At 71.9% G+C, this 14,743-nt stretch carries 14 protein-coding genes; 7 read left to right on the forward strand and 7 right to left on the reverse strand.

Annotation, left to right across the window (positions count from 1 at the left end):
* Nucleotides 1-147: 147 nt before the first annotated feature.
* Both AB0C02_RS22125 and AB0C02_RS22130 read right to left on the reverse strand, forming a co-directional pair.
* On the reverse strand, nt 148-570 hold the full coding sequence (locus AB0C02_RS22125; RefSeq protein WP_357550580.1) for a hypothetical protein: 423 nt from the start codon (nt 568-570) through the stop codon (nt 148-150).
* A 220-nt stretch (nt 571-790) separates the two neighbouring features.
* Complete coding sequence (locus tag AB0C02_RS22130; protein WP_357550581.1) at nt 791-1,444, reverse strand: hypothetical protein; 654 nt, start codon at nt 1,442-1,444, stop codon at nt 791-793.
* 180 nt (nt 1,445-1,624) lie between these two features.
* Here AB0C02_RS22130 and AB0C02_RS22135 point away from each other — a divergent pair, with 180 nt between their 5' ends.
* Genes AB0C02_RS22135 through AB0C02_RS22145 form a run of 3 tightly spaced genes read left to right on the forward strand, consistent with a single transcriptional unit; the run spans nt 1,625 to nt 4,714 of the window.
* Entirely contained in the window at nt 1,625-2,164 is a 540-nt protein-coding gene (locus AB0C02_RS22135; RefSeq protein WP_357550582.1) for a PadR family transcriptional regulator, read from the forward strand.
* The gene (locus AB0C02_RS22140) at nt 2,161-2,934 is read left to right on the forward strand and encodes an ABC transporter ATP-binding protein (RefSeq protein ID WP_357550583.1); all 774 of its coding nucleotides are present in this window, start codon (nt 2,161-2,163) and stop codon (nt 2,932-2,934) included. The genes AB0C02_RS22135 and AB0C02_RS22140 overlap by 4 nt, the downstream gene beginning before the upstream one ends.
* A gap of 1 nt (nt 2,935) precedes the next feature.
* On the forward strand, nt 2,936-4,714 hold the full coding sequence (locus AB0C02_RS22145) for an FtsX-like permease family protein (RefSeq protein WP_357550584.1): 1,779 nt from the start codon (nt 2,936-2,938) through the stop codon (nt 4,712-4,714).
* A 124-nt stretch (nt 4,715-4,838) separates the two neighbouring features.
* Here the strand turns inward: AB0C02_RS22145 and AB0C02_RS22150 are convergent, their stop codons facing one another.
* Entirely contained in the window at nt 4,839-5,684 is an 846-nt protein-coding gene (locus tag AB0C02_RS22150) for a trypsin-like serine protease (protein ID WP_357550585.1), read from the reverse strand.
* A gap of 191 nt (nt 5,685-5,875) precedes the next feature.
* Here AB0C02_RS22150 and AB0C02_RS22155 point away from each other — a divergent pair, with 191 nt between their 5' ends.
* Entirely contained in the window at nt 5,876-6,835 is a 960-nt protein-coding gene (locus tag AB0C02_RS22155) for a TIGR03560 family F420-dependent LLM class oxidoreductase (RefSeq protein ID WP_357550586.1), read from the forward strand.
* Nucleotides 6,836-6,849: 14 nt separating this feature from the next.
* Here AB0C02_RS22155 and AB0C02_RS22160 read toward each other — a convergent pair whose 3' ends face one another.
* The gene (locus AB0C02_RS22160) at nt 6,850-7,437 is read right to left on the reverse strand and encodes a TetR/AcrR family transcriptional regulator (RefSeq protein WP_357550587.1); all 588 of its coding nucleotides are present in this window, start codon (nt 7,435-7,437) and stop codon (nt 6,850-6,852) included.
* A gap of 71 nt (nt 7,438-7,508) precedes the next feature.
* Here AB0C02_RS22160 and AB0C02_RS22165 point away from each other — a divergent pair, with 71 nt between their 5' ends.
* On the forward strand, nt 7,509-8,729 hold the full coding sequence (locus AB0C02_RS22165) for an FAD-dependent monooxygenase (RefSeq protein WP_357550588.1): 1,221 nt from the start codon (nt 7,509-7,511) through the stop codon (nt 8,727-8,729).
* Between the two features lie 18 nt (nt 8,730-8,747).
* Here the strand turns inward: AB0C02_RS22165 and AB0C02_RS22170 are convergent, their stop codons facing one another.
* Nucleotides 8,748-10,289 (reverse strand): DUF6297 family protein, encoded by a 1,542-nt coding sequence (locus AB0C02_RS22170; RefSeq protein ID WP_357550589.1) that lies wholly within the window; start codon nt 10,287-10,289, stop codon nt 8,748-8,750.
* Nucleotides 10,286-10,942, reverse strand: coding sequence for an ABC transporter ATP-binding protein (locus AB0C02_RS22175; RefSeq protein ID WP_357550590.1), 657 nt, complete (start codon nt 10,940-10,942; stop codon nt 10,286-10,288). Before AB0C02_RS22175 ends, AB0C02_RS22170 begins: the two co-directional genes overlap by 4 nt.
* Before the next feature lie 67 nt (nt 10,943-11,009).
* On the opposite strand from AB0C02_RS22175, the gene AB0C02_RS22180 reads away from it, so the two are divergent.
* Nucleotides 11,010-11,939, forward strand: coding sequence for an LLM class F420-dependent oxidoreductase (locus tag AB0C02_RS22180; RefSeq protein ID WP_357550591.1), 930 nt, complete (start codon nt 11,010-11,012; stop codon nt 11,937-11,939).
* Nucleotides 11,940-12,029: 90 nt separating this feature from the next.
* Nucleotides 12,030-13,364, forward strand: a complete 1,335-nt coding sequence (locus AB0C02_RS22185; RefSeq protein ID WP_357550592.1) for an FAD-binding protein — start codon at nt 12,030-12,032, stop codon at nt 13,362-13,364.
* Here AB0C02_RS22185 and AB0C02_RS22190 read toward each other — a convergent pair.
* Nucleotides 13,361-14,503 carry a site-2 protease family protein gene (locus AB0C02_RS22190; RefSeq protein WP_357550593.1) on the reverse strand — a complete coding sequence of 381 codons (1,143 nt, stop codon included), beginning with the start codon at nt 14,501-14,503 and terminating at the stop codon, nt 13,361-13,363. The genes AB0C02_RS22185 and AB0C02_RS22190 overlap by 4 nt on opposite strands.
* Between the last annotated feature and the right edge of the window lie 240 nt (nt 14,504-14,743).

The following is a 14,743-nucleotide window of genomic DNA, read 5'->3' on the forward strand; positions in this document are numbered from 1 at the left end:
TAGAGGGTGTACTGCACCCCGTTGCACGGCACTGCACACGCGTACGAAATTGCAGGCCATGCAGCGGGGTGCAGTGCATTCTGACGAACTCATAATCCCTCGGTCGCGGGTTCGAGTCCCGCCCGCCCCACCTCGTAAAACCCCTGGTCAGCCAGGGTGGCGACGACCCGGACGAACCGCGTCAAACGCCGGATCTGTCCCCTCGGTCCGCACTGAATCCGCAGCAGCACGAGCCGCCGCCCGGTCCAGGCGATTCGCCACCTGGTCGAGGTCGTCCTCGAACAGGTCCGCATAGACGTCCAGGGTCATCGCCGCCGAGGCGTGCCCGAGCACCCGCTGAACCGCCTTCGTTGGCGCCCTCGGCCACCGCCAGGCTCGCCGCAGCTCATGCGGGGTGAGACCAGCGAGACCGACTGACGCCGCAGCCCGGTCGAAGAGCCGCCGGCGGAAGTTGTTGTTTGCGCAGCACCGCATGACGAGCAGATGGAGTACCTGCGCGAGATGGCTCAGCGTGGGGCCGAGTATGGGGCCAAGCTGGAGAGCCATGGAGACGGCGGCGACGCGGACCATTGTGAATCCGAGTATGTAGCGGTCTACAGCAGAGGCTACCGCGCGCCCCACTTCGAGAACCACGACGAAGAACGCGCCTTGTGGGAAGAGGGCGAGAATTTGTTCATGGAGAGCTGCAGACTTATCACGCCGATGCCGGTACGCCCGCAGAGTGAGTCCCCCAGCCCTTCCTCCCCACCGGCATGATTCGGACGAACCGACGAGGAGATCCGCTTCGGTCCTAGCCGCCACGCTTCGCCACGTCACTGAGGTACCTGCATGGCAGCTCGGCCCCCTGGTGCCAGGCGCTTCCCATCACGTCGACGGGGTAGCTGACCTCTCTGACCTGTCGGTCGGCGGTCTCGACCGAGAACCGTATCGACAGCGGCTCGCTCCCAAACGCGCGTATCGGCAACGGCTCGCTCCCAAACGCGTTGGAGCACTCGATGCGCAGCGTGACATCGATCCTGCCGGTGCCGCTGGGGGATAGCAGTCGAGACTGGCCGGTGTCACGGACCTGGATGCCGGGTCGTTCACCGACAGCCGCACGAACCGTAATCGGCGCAGGGCCAGCGTTGAGTACTCTCAGTTGCCCGTTCATCTGAACGACCCCCGTGACCGGCTCGCCAGGGGCCGGCCGGTGGACGTCCGAGCCCCCGTCACCGGATGCGGCAAAGACCACGAGTAAGACCGATGCATTCCGCTTCCGCTCGTCCCGCGCGTCTCGCAGCTCGCTGATACCGACACCGCCGAGTACAACGCCGACCACGAAGGCAGCGACGAGTCGTACGTTCATCTTCCGTCTGGCCATGAGGCGGTCAGGGGTGGCGCCGCCCGACTCCGCCGGCTGGTGGTCGTACTCGTCCAGTTCAATCGCTTCGCGCTCCGCCGGCATGGCGTCAGCCTAGGGCGTTCCATGACCGCACGCCGCCGGTCGTATGGCCACTGGTGCAGTCAACCGGCCATCGGCGAGTCACGATCCGGGCCGAGGGCGGCGGCCCGTGCAACCCCCTCCTTCGTTTGACATCGCTATGGATAGCGGTTATCTATTGTCGATCTACGGAGGGTGTGCTGGGTGCAGGACGTGGTGCTGGCCATGCTGGCGAAGGAACCGGCGTACGGGTACGAGCTGCGTAGCCGGGTGCGTGGCGCGCTCGGCCCGCTCGGCGAGGCGATGAACGCCGGGCAGATCTACGTGACGCTGGCCCGGCTGGCCAAGGCGGGCCTGGTGACCTCGCAGCGCGCCGAGGGTTTGCCGGACCGGCCCGACCGCCGGGTCTACGCGTTGAACCCGGCCGGGCAGCAGCGGGTCGCCGCCTGGCTGGCCGAGGTGAGCTGGCCGAGGCCGGACCTCACCGAGTTTCACCTCAAGCTGGTGGCCGCCGCTGCCGCCCGGCTGGCCGATCCGGTGGCTCTGGTTGACGCACAGCGGCGTGAGGTGCTGCGCCGGCTGCGGGATGCCCAGCGGGCCGCGCTGGAACGGTCGGTGGATCCGGTCGTCGGGTTGCTGTTGGAAGGGGTCGTGCTGCGGCTGCGGGCCGACCTGGAGTGGCTGGAGGCGTGCGAACGCATGTGGACCGAACGCGACCGGACCGGAGGCAAGGCGAACCCGTGAGCGAGCAAAGCGAGCGCCGGGAGGCCACCGGTGGCAGCATGACCGGATCGGCGCTGTTACGGGCACGCGGGGTGAGTAGGCGGTACGGCCGGGGCGGCGCCCTGGTGCGCGCGGTCGACGAGATCGACCTGGAGGTGCCGGCGGGGCAGACGCTGGCGATCATGGGTCCCAGTGGCTGCGGGAAGTCGACCCTGTTGCACCTGCTCGGCGGGCTGCAACGCCCGACCGACGGCGAGATCTGGCTGGGCGAGCACCGAATCGACGCGATGAGCGAGCGCGCCTTGGCCCGGCTGCGGCGGCATCACATCGGCTTCGTCTTCCAGTCGTTCCACCTCATGGACGAGTTGACCGCCGTGGAGAATGTCGAGCTGGCCGCGTTGCTGGCCGGGCAGTCTCCCCGCCGGGCCCGGCAGCGTGCCCTGCATCTGCTGGACCGGGTCGGGCTCGCCGACCGCGCCACGCACCTGCCGTCGGCGTTGTCCGGCGGGCAGCGGCAGCGGGTCGCCATCGCCCGTGCGTTGAGCAACGAGCCGCTGGTCGTGTTGGCCGACGAACCCACCGGCAACCTGGACAGCGCCGCCACCCTGGACGTGCTACGGCTGTTCGAGGAGATGCGTACGGCGGGGCAGACCCTGGTGGTGGTCACCCACGACGCCCGCATCGCCGCGGTCGCCGACCGGGTGATCGCCATGCGCGACGGGGCGTTCGCCGACGACAGCCAATTCGCCGCCAGTACGGGCACCGGCACGGTCTACGGCGGGTGGAGCTGAGGTGGCCGGGCGTCTGCTACTCGTGTGTCGGCTGATGGTGCGGGACCTGCGCCGGCGCCGCACCGAGACCGTACTGCTGCTGCTCGCGATCAGCGCCGCGACCGCGACGCTGACCCTCGGCCTCGCCCTGAACAATGCTCTCGCCCAACCGTACGAGCGGACCCGGGCCGCCACTGCGGGCCCGGACGTGGTGGCGATGCCGGGAGCGACGGGCCCGGAGGCTCTGGCCGCCCTCGCGCCGCTGGCCACCGCGCCCGGTGTCACCGCGTACAGCGGGCCGTACCCGATGGCCTATCTGACGCTGACCGCCCACGGCAAGACCGTGCCCGCGGTCGTCCAGGGCAGGGACAACTCCCCGGCGGCGCTCGACCGGCCCGCGGTGACCACCGGCACCTGGGTACGCCCCGGCGGCGTGGTCATCGAACCCACCTTCGCCAGCGCCCTCGGCGTACGCACCGGCGACACCGTCGACATCAACGGCCAGCCGCTGCGGGTGGTCGGGACCGCGGTCACCGCCGCCAGGGCCGTTTACCCGCGCGCCGACTGGCGCTATGGTCCGGGCAGCCCTCTGGTCCAGTACGCCGGCCTGGTGTGGGTCGACCGTAGCCAGCTCGGCGCGCTGGCCGGCGCGCGGCCGCTGTCGTACACGCTGAACTTGCGATACGCCGACCCGCACGCCGGTACATCCTTCCGCCACATGAACACGGGCGGGATCGAATACACCAGCTGGCAGGAGATCGCCTACCAGGACGGCAGGCTGGTCGAATTCGCACACGAGGCCCTGCTCATCGGCAGTTGGCTGCTCACCGCCCTCGCGGTGGCCAGCGTCGCCAACATCGTCGCCGGTCGCGTCGTCGACCAGCGCCGCCGGGTGGGACTACTCAAGGCCGTCGGCGCCGGACCAGCCATGATCGCCGCCGTCCACCTCGCCGAATACCTCGTCATCGGGCTCGCCGCCGCCGGCGCCGGCCTGGCCGCCGGCTGGCTCGCCGCGCCCTGGCTGACCCGACCGGGCGCCGGACTTCTCGGCTCCGTCGGCGTTCACCCGCCCGCGCTACGCGCCGTGCTCGCCACCACCGTCCTCGCCCTCGCCATCGCCGGCGCGGCGACGCTGGCACCCGTGCTACGCGCCGCCAGCACCGACACCGTCCACGCGTTGGCCGACGCCGCCACGCCACCCCGACGTCGAGGGTGGCGCGTCTGGCTGTCCCGCCGAATGCCCACCGCCCTGCTGATCGGGGTACGCATCAACGCCCGCCGCCCCCGCCGCGCCGGCCTCGTCGTGGTGAACACCCTGATCACCACGACCGCGCTCGCCGCCCTGCTCATGGGCCTGATGCAGAACCGGCAGGTCAAGCTCGGCGAATCGGAGCTGGCCAACCCCCAGAGCACGCGAACTCTCCAGGCCATGTTCCTCGTCATCGTCGTGCTGTGCGTTCTCGCGCTCATCAACGCCGTCGTGAGCACCTGGACCGCGGTCCTCGACGCCCGCCACCCCCTGGCCGTCGCCCGCACACTCGGCGCCACCCCGGCACAGGTAACCGTGGGCATGGCGGTGGCGCAGCTACTTCCCGCGATACCCGGCGTCGCCCTCGGGGTCCCGGCCGGCATCGGGCTGTATCTGGTCGCCACTGCGGGCGACCCCCAGTACGCACCCGCCTCCTGGATGCTCGCCATGGCCCTCGCGGTCCTGTTCGCCGTCGCCGCACTCGCCGCCATCCCTGCCCTGGCCGCCGCCCGCCGCCCGGTCGCCGACGCCCTCCAACCCTCACCGACCTGACCGGCCGCCAACGGCCCGCAGCCCGCCAAGCCGGCCGGGTTGCCAGTCCGCAGGGCCGCGCAGGGACGTCGGCGGGTGCCTCCGGTGGGAGGCACCCGCCGACGTGGCGTGGGTCGGTGCGCTGTTACCGGATGGTGGCGAGCCAGTTCTGGACCACCGGGATGTCGACGCGCTGGTAGCCGCCGATGTACCGGCAGTTGTCGTTGTTGCCGTAGCTGGTGACCGCGACCAGGTATCCGTTGAGGAAGGTCGGGCCGCCCGAGTCACCGAAGCAGGTGCCGCCACCGCCGTGGACGTCGTTCGGGTTGCCGTTCAGCTGCAGGACCTGCGGGGTGAGCTTCTGCCCCGGGGAGGTCGTGTAACGGCGCAGCAGCGGGTAGCTCATCGGCTGGGGCTTCTGCGGGCCCGACTCCGGCTTGCGGACCTCGGTGCCGTATCCGACCAGGTCGAAGAGGGTCTTGTTGAGTTTCGGCTGCGCGAACTGGTCGAGGTAATTGGTCGGTGCCACGGTGGCGGGAGCGATGCCGGTCACCGGCTTGTCCAGCACGATCACCCCGGCGTCGTTCCAGTTCTTCAGGTCGGTGAAGTCCGAGTACTGCGGGTGGGTGAACGCCGTGCCGGACAGGTAACCCGCCGCGGCGAGTTCCTGCGGCGTGTAGCCGACGCTGGGGTTCGCGGCCACCGGGAACGGGCTCGGGGGCGCCTCGGCGATGAACGAGTCGAAGGTGACCAGGGTCTTGCCGAGGGTTCCCTGGGTGCAGTGCGCGGCCGTGAGGATGATGGTCGGCGAGACGAGCGTGGCCGAGCACCGGTAGCGGCCGGTCTCGTCGTAGAACATGATCAGGCCCACGTTGGGGTGCCGGTTGCCGTCGGGTTCGCCGCCGGTGATGGCGGCTGCGGGGGCGGTTGTGGCCACCAGCGCGAACGTCGTCGCGACGATCGCGGCCAGGGTACGACGCAGTGCTCTCATGCCGGCCCATCCTGCCCGGTCCCTGCGCTCTCCGAAAGGCCTGAGCCGCCGGTCAGGTGGTCGGATGACGGCCGTCTTGACCGTCATCCGGGCGCGCAGGCGTGGAGGCCTTGGCGCGGCGCCTGGTCCGAGCGCATCCCGAAGAACCGGCTCACCTACGATGACCTGCGGCGATGGGAGGGTGCGGGGAGATGAGCGGGATCCGGTGGGGCGTGGTGCTGCCGCAGGGCTGGCGGTCGGACCTCACCCACCTGGCCGATCCGGTGGAGCAGTTCGAGGCGATGGTCGGGGTGGCCCGGGAGGCCGACGAGCTGGGCTACGACTCGGTGTGGCTCTACGACCACCTGCTGGCCGTCTCCGGCGAGCCGGACACCACCTTCGAGTGCTGGACCAGCCTGGCCGCGATCGCCCGGGAGACCCGCCGGGTCCGGCTCGGCCAGATCGTCACCTGCAACAGCTTCCGCAACCCGGCGCTGCTGGCGAAGATGGCCGCCACCCTGGACGTGGCGAGCGGCGGGCGGGCGTTCCTCGGCCTCGGCGCCGGCTGGGACCAGCGTGAGTACGACGCGTACGGCTACGAGCAGCCGTACCCGTCGACGGGGGAGCGGCTGACCCGGCTGGACGAGGCGGCGGCGGTGGTGACGGCGATGCTGCGGGAGCCGGTCGCCACGGTCGAGGGCCGGTACCACTCGGTGCGGGCGGCGCAGAACGTGCCGACCGGGGTGCAGCGGCCACACGTACCGCTGCTGGTCGGCGGCAGCGGCGAGAAGCGCACGCTGCGGACGGTGGCCCGGTACGCGGACGCCTGCAATCTGACCGACCACACCGACCCGGCCTTCTACCGGCACAAGCTGGACGTGCTGGCCGGGCACTGTGCCGACGTCGGCCGCGACTACGACGCGATTCTGAAGACCGCCTCCCTCTCGGTCGTCACCGGTGCGACGGACGGTGAGGTGACTGCTCGCCTGCGTGGGCGCGACCGGGCGGAGGTGGCCGTGGGCAGCGCCGTGGGCACCCCCGCCGAACTGGTCGAGGTCTTCGGCCTGCTGGTCGAGGCCGGCATCGAGTACGTCATCCTCTACTTCCACGAGCCGACCGACCTGGCTCCGATGCGGCTGTTCGCCAGTGAGGTCGCCCCGCAGCTCGGCTGACGCGTCGGGTTCGGTCAGCCCGCGTCGGCGCGGAACTCGTCGGTGATGGTCCGCAGCGCCCGGGTCAGGTCCTTGGCCGACAGGGCCGCCTGCGGGTCGACCAGCCACTGGGTCGCCAGGCCGGCGAGCAGTGCCTGGTGAAAGGCGCCGAGGGTGAGCGCGGCCGGCTCGTCGACGGTCGGGTCGAGCCGGTGGAAGACCTCGGCCAGGCCGAGTCGGGCCTGCCGGTTGGCGGTGGCGAACGCCTCCCGTAGCTCGGGCGCGCGGTCCATCTGCGAGATCAGCTCGAACTGGATGGCCCAGAGCGGCCGCAGCCGGGCGAAGGATTCGATGATCCGTTCCCAGGCCGCCTCGAACCGCTCCTGCGGCGTGGCCTCCGGGCCGGCGTCTTCCGCGAGGGCGCGGCCCAGCTCCTCGCCCCACTCCGCCATCGCCTCGATGAGGGCCTCGTTGAGCAGCGCCTTCGTCGTGCGGAAGTGGTAGCCGATGGCGGCCAGGCTGGTGCCGGCGGCGGCGGCGACGTCGCGGGCCTTGGTGCCGGCGTAGCCCTTCTCCATCAGGCAGCGCTTGGCTCCGGCGAGCAGGTCGTCCCGATTTCCCATGCGAACAGCCTAGCCGATTTCTCGCACAAACGTCTTGCACAAATGTATAACACGCTCGTACAGTCGCTGGCATGACCGATGTGCTGATCTCCGGCGCCGGCGTCGCCGGCCCTGCCCTCGCCTGGTGGCTGCGCCGCCACGGCTTCCGTCCGACCGTCGTCGAGCGGGCCCCGGCCCCCCGCGACGGGGGCTACAAGGTGGACATCCGGGGCGCGGCCCTGACCGTGGTGGACCGGATGGGCCTGCGCGAGCAGGTCAGCAGCCACGACACCGGAATGCGGCTGGCCCGCTTCGTCAACGCCGACGGGGCGCAGCTGGCCACCATGGACGCCGCGCTCTTCGGCGGCCGGGAGGGGGACGACGTTGAGATCATGCGCGGCGACCTGGCCCGCATCCTGATCGACGCCACGACCGACGTGGAGTACCGCTTCGACGACTCGATCGTCGCGCTGGAGCCGAGCGCCGACGGGGTCGAGGTCGCCTTCGAGCGGGGGCCGAACCGCCGCTTCGACCTGGTGATCGGCGCCGACGGGTTGCACTCGACGGTCCGGCGGCTGGCCTTCGGGCCCGGCTCGGCGTACCTGCGCCCGCTCGGGCACCACATCGCGATCTTCACCGTGCCGGCCGAGTACGGCGAGGAGCGCGTCGAGCTGATGCACCCCGCCCCCGGCCGGAGCGTCGGTGTCTACCGGACCGCCGGCGCACCGGACGCCCGGGCGCTCTTCCTCTTTCCGTCGCCAGCCGAGGAGCCCGACCACCGGGACGTCGCGGGGCAGCGGGCGGCGCTGGCCCGGGCGTTCGCCGGGTCCGGCTGGCGGGTGCCGGAGCTGCTGGCCGCAATGGCGGACGCGCCGGACTTCTACTTCGACGCGATGAGCCAGGTACGGATGGACCGCTGGTCGACCGGGCGGATCGCGCTGCTCGGCGACGCCGGGTACGGGGCCTCACCCGCCTCCGGGCAGGGCACCAGCCTGAGCCTGGTCGGGGCGTACGTGCTGGCCACGTCGCTGGCCGAGGCGGGCGGCGATCCGGCCGCCGGGTTCGCCGCGTACGAGCGGCGGATGCGCCCGTTCGTGGCGGCCAACCAGCGGCTCGCCGACCGCAACCTCAAGGGCATGGTGCTCGGTTCGGCCGCGCAGATCCGATTCCAGACGCTGATGCTGCGGCTCATGCCGCGCCTGCCCGGCCGGGAGCGGATGATCCGCCGGGTGACCGAGCCGATCCGCGAGGCCGCCACCGCGATCACCCTGCCGGAGTCGCCGCCGGCGTCCCGACGGCACCTCATGCGGTGACCGGTCGACGAGGTGGGGTCAGATCGCCGCGCGGTTCCGGTCGGCGGCCAGCGTCAGGTACGCCGCGACGCCCAGAGCCGAGAGCCCGGCCTGGGTCAGCACCCGGCCCCACCCGAGCTCGGTCGACCCGGTGCTCTCGAGCAACGCGAGGACCGTCGGCAGGGTGAGGACGACCAGCCCCTCCAGGCCGGTGAACAGCCACATCAGTGGCCCCGGCGCGAAGGTGCCCATCGGAGTGTCGACCAGGGGCAGGCTGTTGTCGATCGCCCGCGCCCGGGCCCGCCTCAGCGCGGCGACCGCGACGGCGGGCCCGACTGCCAACCCCAGGGCCCACCACGGGCCGGGTGGCAGGTCGGACCGCAGGGCCAGGGCGGTCAACGCCAGCCCCGACCAGGCGGCGGCCAGGATCGCCGGCGCGAGGAACCGGGCGGCGACGACCTGGCGGCCGGTGCGGCCCAGCAGCCGAACCAGGGCCGGTTGGGCCGAGTCGCGGCGTACCGCGTCGAGCGTGGTGTCGGCGCTGATCAAGCCGCCGGCCAGCAGGACCGGGACGAGCACCCAGCCGGGGCTGCCCGTCAGCATCGCCGGCAGCAGCGCGGCAGCGGCGAGCCAGCCGAGGCGGCGCCGCTTGCGCCGCAGCACCAGCAGATCGTGGCTCGCCTCGACGGGAAGCCCGGGCAGCCGGCGCACCGGCGCGGACCGGAGAGTGCGGCCCCGCCACGAGCGGCGCTCCCGGAGGTCGGACAGGTAGGAGGGCTCGACGGCGTAGGCAGCGTCCAGGTAGGAGCCGACGAGATTCGAGGACTCCCGCAACCGCCTCCCGGAGAAGTCGTCGAGCTGGCGTACCGCGACGGCGGTGCCCAGGACCGCGGCGGCGATCGCCGCCAGCGCGGCGGTCCACAGGACCGGGGCGGCGGGCGCGGCGATCGGCCGCGCCGGCACCACGGGGGCGACCAGAGCCGCCGCGCCGGATCCGAGCAGCAGCACGGTGACGAGACGGTCCCAGCGACGGGCCCATCCCGGGTCGCGCTGGCCCCGCACGGTGGCCAGCGCGATCAGCACGCCCGCAGCGGCGCCGAGCGCCGCCCAGCCGAGCAGCGTCGCCCCGTCGACCGGGCGCGTGGCGAGTCGACCGACGCAGACCACGGCGGCGGCGATCCCGACGGCGGCGGCGGCGAGCACCGTGCGGACCAGTGCCGGGAGCAGCAGCCCACGCCGGCGTACGGGTGCGGTGAGCAGCCAACTGGCGTTTGAACGCCCGATGACCAGCGGACCCAGCCGGCGCAGCGCCGCCGACAGGCCCGCGCCGCCGACCCCGACCAGGGCGGCGATCGTCAGCGGGTTCGGGTCGACGACCGGTGCGGCGGGCCAGAGGGTACGCCCCAATCCCGGCCCGAGCAGCGCGATCGCCATGGCGATGGCGAGCACCGCCACGTACACCGTCCCCATTGAGATGGTTCCACGGGCGGCCGCCTGGCGGCGGCGGATCCACCGCCGCAGTTCGACGGCCGACGTGAGCAGCACGTCCGCACCAGAGCCGCTGCTCGGCCGGACGGTCACGCCGCACCGCTGGTGGTCGGCGTCGACGCGGTGTCGAGTGAAAGGACGGGACATCCCACGGCGGCGACCAGGGACGGGTCGTGGCTCGCCATCAGGATGCTGCCTCCGGCGTCCAGGTAGTCGCGCAACTGCCCGGCGACGACCTGGCGGATACCGGCGTCGAGCCGCTGCTCGGGCTCGTCAAGGACCAGCAGCTCACTCGGCCGGGAGAGGACGACGGCGAGCAGCAGCCGCTGGCGCTGGCCGGAGGAGAGGGTGTCCGGGGCGCTGTCCGCGAGCGGATGCAGCCCCAACGCGGTGAAAAGACGGTCGATCCGGCCGTCGCCCGGGTCGGCGCCGCTGGCCAGCCGGATCAGCTCGACATGCTCGCGGACGGTCAGTCCCGCGTACCAGCTCGGCTGCTCGACCGTGGTGGCGACTCGCCGCCAGAACGTCGCAGACTCGTCGGGCCGCTGCCCGAACACCCGCACTGTCCCCGCGTCCGGCTCGACGAGCCCGGTGACGCAGCGGAGCAGGGTGGTCTTGCCGGTGCCGTTTTCGCCGGTGAGACAGAGCGCGGCGCCGACGGCCACGGTCAGGTCGACGTCCTGGAGCACGGGCCGGGCACCGAAGGTCACCCGAAGCCCACGGATGGAGACGGCCGTTGAGGTCACGCCTCAGGTTAGATCGGAATGCCAAGAGGTTGGATCTTCTTGCCACGCGGCTCAATATGCTCGGGGCATGGAACTGCGGATCTTCACCGAACCCCAGCAGGGCGCCAGCTACGACCAACTGCTCGCGGTGGCACGCTGCGCGGAGGAGACGGGCTTCGGCGCGTTCTTCCGTTCCGACCACTACCTGAAGATGGGCTCGGTGACCGGCGAGCCCGGCCCCACCGACGCCTGGACCACCCTGGCGGGCCTGGCCCGGGACACCGCCCGGATTCGGCTCGGCACCCTGATGACCGCGGCCACCTTCCGGCTCCCCGGCCCGCTCGCGATCACCGTGGCGCAGGTCGACCAGATGAGCGGCGGCCGGGTCGAGCTGGGCATCGGTACCGGCTGGTTCGCCGAGGAGCACACCGCGTACGGCATCCCGTTCCCGCCGCTGGCAGAGCGCTTCGACCGGCTGGAGGAGCAGCTCGCCGTCATCACCGGCCTCTGGGAGACCCCGGCCGGCGCGACCTTCGACTTCCCCGGCAAGTACTACCCGGTCAGCGACTCGCCCGCGCTGCCCAAGCCGGTGCAGCAGCCGCGCCCGCCGATCCTGATCGGCGGAATGGGGCCGAAGCGGACACCCCGGCTCGCTGCCCGGTACGCCGACGAGTTCAACCTGCCGTTCGCCTCGGTCGAGGACTCGTCGGCCCAGTTCCAGCGGGTGAAGGACGCCTGCGCCGAAATCGACCGGGATCCGTCCGGCGTGGTCTGGTCCAACGCCCTGGTGCTCTGTTGCGGGCGGGACGAGGCCGAGGTGGCGCGGCGTGCGGCGGCGATCGGGCGGGAGCCCGCCGAGCTGCGCGAGAACGGCCTCGCCGGGACGCCCGCCGAGATCGTCGACAAGCTCGGCCGGTACGCCACGGTCGGCAGCAGCCGGGCCTATCTCCAGGTGCTCGACCTGTCCGACCTGGACCACCTGGAGCTGGTCGCCGCCGAGGTCATGCGGCAGCTCTGACCTCAACTGAATCGGTTACGCCTTCAGCTCTGTAGGGAGCCGAGCAAGCAGTGCCCGGGGCGGAGGCAGCGGCCGGACGTGCCTTGACAGGTGACGGATGATGCACCCGGCACGGCGTCGGATCGGGGGTACGACATGGACCTGCACCGCAGCCGCGGGGCGTTCACCCGCGAGGAAGCCGAAGGCGACCGTGTGACCGGGGCCGGCCGTAACTGGGCGGGCAACGTCCGGTACGCCGCCCGGGCGCGGCACGAGCCGTCCAGCATCGACGAGCTGCGCAAGCTGGTGGCCACCGCCGACCGAATCCGGGCGGTGGGCACCGGACACTCGTTCAACCGGCTCGGCGACACCACCGGAGCACTGGTCTCGGTGGCCGGGCTGCCGCCCACCGTCGCGCTGGACCGGGACCGCCGCACGGTCACCGTCGCCGCCGGCCTGCGTTACGGCGACATCGCCACCCGCCTGCACGCCGAGGGGTACGCGTTGGCCAACCTCGCCTCGCTGCCGCACATCTCGGTGGCGGGCGCGGTGGCCACCGCCACCCACGGGTCGGGTGTGGCGCACGGCAACCTGGCCACCGCGGTGGCCGCCATGGAACTGATCACCGCCGACGGTGACCTGCTCACCGTGGACCGCACCGATCCACGGTTCGCCGGGATGGTGGTCAACCTCGGTGCGCTGGGGGTGGTCACCCGGGTCACCCTCGACGTGGTGCCCACCTTCCACATCCGGCAGTACGTCCGGCTGGGCCTGCCCCGCGAGGCGCTCGATGCCGCCTGCGAGGCGGCATACAGCGTCAGCGTTTTCACCCGCTGGCGCTCGTCCCGGCTGGACCAGGTGTGGCTCAAACAGCGGGCCGACGCGCCGCCACCCCCGGCGGACTGGCTGGACACCGTCGCCGCCGAGGCCCCCTGCCACCCGGTGCCCGGCATGCCGGCGGAGCACTGCACGGCCCAACTCGGCGCGCCCGGGCCGTGGCACGAGCGGCTGCCGCACTTCCGGCTCGGCTTCACCCCGAGCAGCGGCGACGAGCTTCAGTCCGAGTGGCACCTGCCCCGCGCCTCGGCCGCCGACGCCCTCGCCGCGCTCGACCCGGCCGCCGAGCGGATCGCCGCGGTGCTGCAGGTCTGCGAGCTGCGTACGGTCGCCGCGGACGGGCTGTGGCTCAGCCCGAACTACGATCGGGACAGCCTGGCGATCCACTTCACCTGGATCGGCGACGCGGCAGCCGTGGCCCCCGTGCTGGCCGAGGTGGAGGAGCGGCTGACGCCGTTCACCCCGCGCCCGCACTGGGGCAAGCTGTTCGTCCGCGACCCGGCCGCCACGTATCCCCGGTATGCCGACTTCCGAGCCTTGCTGAGCGATTTCGACCCGGCCGGGAAATTCCGCACCGACGAACTGGACCGCTACTTCCCGCGCGACTAGCGGTGCCCGGGGGCCATCTGGTCACGCATGTTGCCGTGCTGCACCGCCCGGCTGATGTCGCTGGGCGAGACAATCCCGACCAGTCCCTGGTCGCTCACCACCAACGCCCGGCCGTCGGCGCACTGGCTGAGCCGGGGCAGCAGGTCGGTGAGCTGCTCCTCCGGGCGGGCGAGCACCAGGTCGTCGGCGCGGCAGGCGACCGAGGCCAGGGTGGTGGTGGCGCGCTGGTCGGCCGGGATACCGCGTACCCGGTCAAGGGTGACCAGGCCGACCGGCCGCCCGTCCTCGGCCAGCGGCAGCGCCGTGTGCCGGTAGGCGAACAGGTAGTGGTCCACGAAGTCGGCGACGGTCAGCTCTCCGGAGACGGTCTGCGGTTGCGGGGTCATCACGTCGCCGACGCGCACCCCCTGCAGCGCGCTGCCCATCCGGGCCTGGCGCTCCTCCGCGCTGGCGGCCCCGATCAGGAACCAGCCGATCAGCGCCAGCCAGAGCCCGCCGATCCCGGCGCCCCTCAGGAACTGCCAGAGCCCGACGGCGATCAGCAGGATGCCGAGCCCCCAGCCGGCGCGCGCGGCCACCACCGACGCCTTCGTGCGGTCGCCGGTGGCCCTCCACACCACCGCGCGCAACAGCCGCCCGCCGTCCAGCGGGGCGGCCGGCAGCACGTTGAAGATCGCCAGCAGGATGTTGATGCCGGCCAGCCAGGACAGCACGCCGAGCAGCAGGCCGCGCCCGCCGGTGAGGCCGACGAGCGCCGCGATCACGCCGAAGAAGATCCCGATGAGCAGGCTCACCAACGGCCCGACCCCGGCGATCCGCAGTTCGGCGCCCGGATCCTTCGCCTCACCCTTCAGCTTGGATACGCCGCCGAAGAGCCAGAGCGTGATGTCCTCGACTTCGATCCCGTTGCGCTTGGCCACGACGGAGTGGGCCAACTCGTGGGCAAGCAGGCCGCCGAAGAACACCACCGACGCGGCCAGTCCGGCCAGTACGTACGCGAAGGTCGAATAGCCGGGGTAGGAGTGTGGGAACAGACTGGCCGCCAGCGCCCAAGCGATCAGCGCGAAGATGACCACGACGCTCCAGTTGACCCCGACCGGTACGCCTGCGATCCGGCCAAGGCGGAAGCTCGCCCTCATGCCCCCGTCATACCCGCCGATTACGAACCCATGCCAGGGCGGTTGACCCGGGGTCTCCGAGCCGGACCGCCCGTGGCGCCGTCCGGCTCGGTAGTCAAGTTCCCGTCATTGAAATAATCGACGGATCTCTATAGGCTCTGCCGCAAGTTTTCCACGTTCATCGGCTTATCCGTTAAAGAAAGTGCCGGCTGGGCGCGAGGCGTTGCGGTGCCCGAGCAGGAGTGGTGGCCGGTGACACCG

The sequence above is a fragment of the Micromonospora sp. NPDC048999 genome (assembly GCF_040649295.1).
In the GTDB taxonomy this organism is placed as follows: Bacteria; Actinomycetota; Actinomycetes; order Mycobacteriales; family Micromonosporaceae; genus Micromonospora.